The sequence below is a fragment of the Janibacter sp. CoH_79_TC_3 genome, from assembly GCF_058197955.1.
On record NZ_JBXWIV010000038.1, the window covers coordinates 1 to 4,205 of the forward strand.

Consider the following 4,205-nt stretch of genomic DNA (forward strand, 5'->3'; position numbering starts at 1 on the left):
GATTGAAGTTGGCAACAATCAAAACCGTCGGTACGACGGGGTTAGCTTAGTCAATTTGCCTAACCGCTGATACAAAACATCGTATCAAGTATGGGTATTACCTAAGAAACCCCTACCTCTTTAGGTGGTGGGTAGTTCATTAAAGGCTGTCAACGCTATATCGCGTGAGGAACATTATTCCGCAAGGAAAAATGAGTTGATGTATCATCAGGATTATAAAACGAGATTCGAAGCTATCAATGACATCATTAAATATATTGAGCTTGAGTATAATGAGGAGCGACTAGCAAAGCACTGCTTTGCAGCGACGCAAGGCAAGAGCTATGTTCAAAGTGGGACTAGAACCCAAAAGGGTTTGGGCTATAAAACGCAAAGACAGGTGTGGTTTGATTATTATCGTCAAGCTGCGTAACTAAAATCTCCTAAGTTTTTTTTATGCGGATTTGACGGCAGGGGTCAATGCTGGAACAGCTATTAATATAGGGATAGTGGCTACAAACTGCTCCAAAGTAGAATACAAAATCGTTGTTTTAAAGAATGTTTCTAATTTTTTACTTAGAGTATTATTAGTTTTAGTTTTAGTTTTAGTTTTAGTTTTAGTTTTAGTTTTAGTTTTAGTTTTAGTTTTAGTTTTAGTTTTAGTTTTAGCTTGCATCACGCTATCGGCATTAAACAAGTAATCCCAATGGGGCGAAAGATAGGTGTTCATCCTCAATTTTTCATCTTGACTACTCTTAGCAAGAGCATCTATTTTTGTATTTAATACAGACACTATAATAATAGATGTTAATAATGCACTACCTATTATGTATGATTGAAAGCCCAAAGCCCAAAGCCTAAAGTTATGAAGAACACCAAAAACGTAAGGATTATATTTAGATACAAAGAGATAGTATCAATTATAAAGTAAGATGCATCCTCCAAAGTAACATTTGCCTCTCCTGATAATCAGCTAATTAAATTTTCTCTATTGGTTACACTATTGAATTTTTGCTCTCTATAAAACTTAGTAAATATATTTGATATATAAGCGTTAAATAGGGAGTTTTTTAACTTAACTATATAAAAACTATTTAAGGAGCTTGTTAAATATGAGAGTAAAGCAAATAGGAAGAATAGTAGGGAGGTATAAGTAATAACCACTTTAGCGTTATTACTAAACATTTTTTCTCCAGCTAGAGCTATGAAAAATGTTGATACTGACTGCCAGTAACAGCTGCTGCATTAAAACTAAAGCCACTGCTATCAGAAAATACCTATTCTTGAGAATCATTTTCATTGCCATGATTTTTCACATCTTCAAAATTATGTATTTTCTTTTTCAAACTACTAATAAGCCCACTCAGTAATTCCTGATCGCCTTCTCTAGTTAAAAAGTTATTTAGATTATTAGCGGTATAATTTGTTAGACCTTCTACCTTATCTGTCTCTAGTAAATCAATCATAAAAGATCCTAGTAGTATTTTTTGCCGTGTTAGCTTCTTATCTAGTTTCTGCTTCTCTATATTTATCTTAAGCTCAAGATCATTGATTTTCTGCTGTTCCTTTAGGTCACTACTACCTAGTAAGCTCATATTATATCCTTAAATTATTCAATTTTTTACTCCCACAACTATAGCAACTTCTCCAGACTCTAAAAATATACTGTGATATAGTTATTTGGCCGATTGTTCAATCTTACTGACTAAGCATAAATTTCTTACTCACCAACTATAGTAATTTTTCCAGAATCTAACAATCTACCATGATATATTTGTTTGATCAATAGTTTAATTTTATTTAGTAAGCGCGAGTTTTCGACTTTACAAATGTTTATTCCCTACAGTCTAAAAATTTATAAAGTCAAAACACGTTAGGGGAATCCCCTAAAACCCCACTACTAACAAAAAGACGTTAGTAGTAAAAAATAAAAACCGAGCAATCAATAATGGCTATTTTTATCGCATCGACCAAATCAATATCACGAGGTAGCGGACAAAGTGCCGTTGCTAGTGCGAGCTATCGCGCAGGTGTTGAGCTTGAGGATAAGCGATACGGTAAGACTCACGACTATTCAAAAAAGCATGGCGTGATGAGTGCGGATATTATTTTACCCTCAGCATTGGCAGATGCTAAGGCTACCGTTGATCGTGGTGAATTATGGAATAAAGCAGAGCTTGCAGAGAAACGCAAAGATGCCCGAGTCGCTAGAGAATGGCTTGTCAATCTACCGCACGAGTTGAACGAGCAAGAGCGCAAAGAGCTAGCCCATAGCTTTGCCCAGACGCTAGCGGATCGTTACGGTACGATTGCCGATTGCGCTATTCATCAGCCGACACAAAAAGAGATTGATCGGGGAGCAGACCCTCGAAACTTCCATGCTCATATTCTATTTACCACGCGCACCGCAGAGCTTGACGATAATTTTGAGATCGTATTGAAAGATAAGGCGACTATCGAGCTATCAGATAAGAATCGTAGATCGCTTGGGCTAGAGCGCGTCAGCGAGGAAATCAAAGAAGTTCGAAAAATTTGGGAACAGACAGCTAACGATAAACTAGCCGAGCGTAATCTTAACTTAATTGACAGTCGTAGCTATGTAGATCAAGGCAAAGATGTTGAACCACAGCTCAAGATGGGTAGCGTTGCGACTAAGCTAGAGCGTGACGCATACACAGAAGCTAAAGCGGCAGCAAAGGAAAAAGGCGAGGTATTTAACGGCATCGCCCCAGTTACGATCAGGGGTGAAGTTAACGCCATGATCGCAGAGCGTAACCGCTTAGTATTGCAAGCATCTAATAGAATCATTTTTGAGAAGCGAGATCTTGATGAACGACTTGAAACAACAAAACGATATATTGATCGAGCGCATCAAAGACTTGGAGACACAGAACGATATATTGCATGGACAACTAAGAGATGCAAAAACTTATCAAGTTGGATTGATGAAAACCACAAAGCCATTGAGAGCAACACAACAAGAAGTTCAAGCACAGCACAAGCAAATGATAAGCTCACACAACGAATTGACGACACAAAACAAGCAATTAAGGGAATCACTGAAGCTATCGGAAAGTCAGATATTGAAATTAACAGAGCAGTTGAGCAAAGAGCAAGACCAGCCCCAACCCCTTTCGATGACAACTATAGACGAGCCTTTCTTAAGCGAGAAAGACAAATTAATAGAGAGCTTGCAGATGCAGATGACAAAGCTCATAGAGCAAAATTCGGAGATAAAGAGAACTCTAATAATCTTAGAGCGACGTTGAACGTTTTTGCTCATCGTTTAATGACTCGGCATGATGAAAAGTTTAGCTTGCGCCCAGGCTTCCATGATAATTCTGCTGATTACCCTGAAAAATTTGACTATAGACAAGTGAAAATCCTTGATCGCTTCGCTAATGACTTGGGCTTAAATAACGATTTTGATGATTTTAGAGAGGAACAACGGCGCGTTGCTGACTTGCTCACGCTTGACGTTATGCAAGATAACTTGAATGCAATGGATGTATTGATTAACAGGCAAAAAGAACGTAAAAACTATAACGAAGTCACAGCCGATTTTGACACATTCATTACTAGATTAGATGCTAACCGAGCAACTGAAAATAACGAGTTACAAGGCTTATTGGGACGTAGCGACATTAGCCGAATGACAGCAGAAACACTAACAGCAGTCAGTTATTTAGACAATATCGAGCAGTACATAAACAATGAAACCACAGCTGATGAATGTAAAATATTAGCACAAGAGCAGATAAAAGAGACATTAACGCGAACTTCTACACAGTATCAGCTTGCATACGAAGGGTTAAGAACATTAGATAGCAATGAGAGCGTACAGAAGCATGCTAGAGCGCTTGAATCTAGTCTAAGTGTGATTACTACTAAATATGCGGATGATTTGACTGAAAGCGATGTTAAGAGTATTAATGATGGTTTGAAAGTCCTTAGTCGAGAAGTAGAGATTACTAGATCTATAAATCGCAGACTTTCCTAAAAAGTTTGTAACTGCTTGTAATCCACTAACCGGAGAATAAGCAATGACCAATCAAACCGACATTAAGAAACTGGCCCAGCAGATGGCTGGCAGCATGAAAAGATTTTATGACATCAAAGACTTCCAAAAGCAGCTCATGCAATCCTTTATAGATACTGCTTTAGATACTGCTTTAGATACTGCTTTAGATACTGCTTTAGATACTGCTTTAGATACTGCTTTAGAT

4 protein-coding genes and 1 pseudogene are annotated in these 4,205 nt (G+C 37.6%); 3 read left to right on the forward strand and 2 right to left on the reverse strand.

The window, feature by feature from the left end; translation table 11 throughout:
* Positions 1-166 precede the first annotated feature (166 nt).
* A pseudogene (locus tag AC2FA3_RS14840) lies at positions 167-412 on the forward strand (hypothetical protein); the annotation flags it as partial.
* 21 nt (positions 413-433) lie between these two features.
* On the opposite strand, the gene AC2FA3_RS14845 reads toward AC2FA3_RS14840, so the two are convergent.
* Positions 434-826 carry a hypothetical protein gene (locus AC2FA3_RS14845; RefSeq protein WP_490510248.1) on the reverse strand — a complete coding sequence of 131 codons (393 nt, stop codon included), beginning with the start codon at positions 824-826 and terminating at the stop codon, positions 434-436.
* A 430-nt stretch (positions 827-1,256) separates the two neighbouring features.
* Positions 1,257-1,574, reverse strand: coding sequence for a hypothetical protein (locus AC2FA3_RS14850; protein WP_490510250.1), 318 nt, complete (start codon positions 1,572-1,574; stop codon positions 1,257-1,259).
* A 353-nt stretch (positions 1,575-1,927) separates the two neighbouring features.
* Here AC2FA3_RS14850 and AC2FA3_RS14855 point away from each other — a divergent pair, with 353 nt between their 5' ends.
* Both AC2FA3_RS14855 and AC2FA3_RS14860 read left to right on the forward strand, forming a co-directional pair.
* A complete protein-coding gene (locus tag AC2FA3_RS14855) occupies positions 1,928-3,979 on the forward strand; it encodes a MobA/MobL family protein (protein WP_490510251.1) in 2,052 nt (683 codons plus the stop codon).
* A 43-nt stretch (positions 3,980-4,022) separates the two neighbouring features.
* The coding region (locus AC2FA3_RS14860; RefSeq protein WP_490510252.1) for a hypothetical protein at positions 4,023-4,205 on the forward strand (183 nt) is incomplete at its 3' end.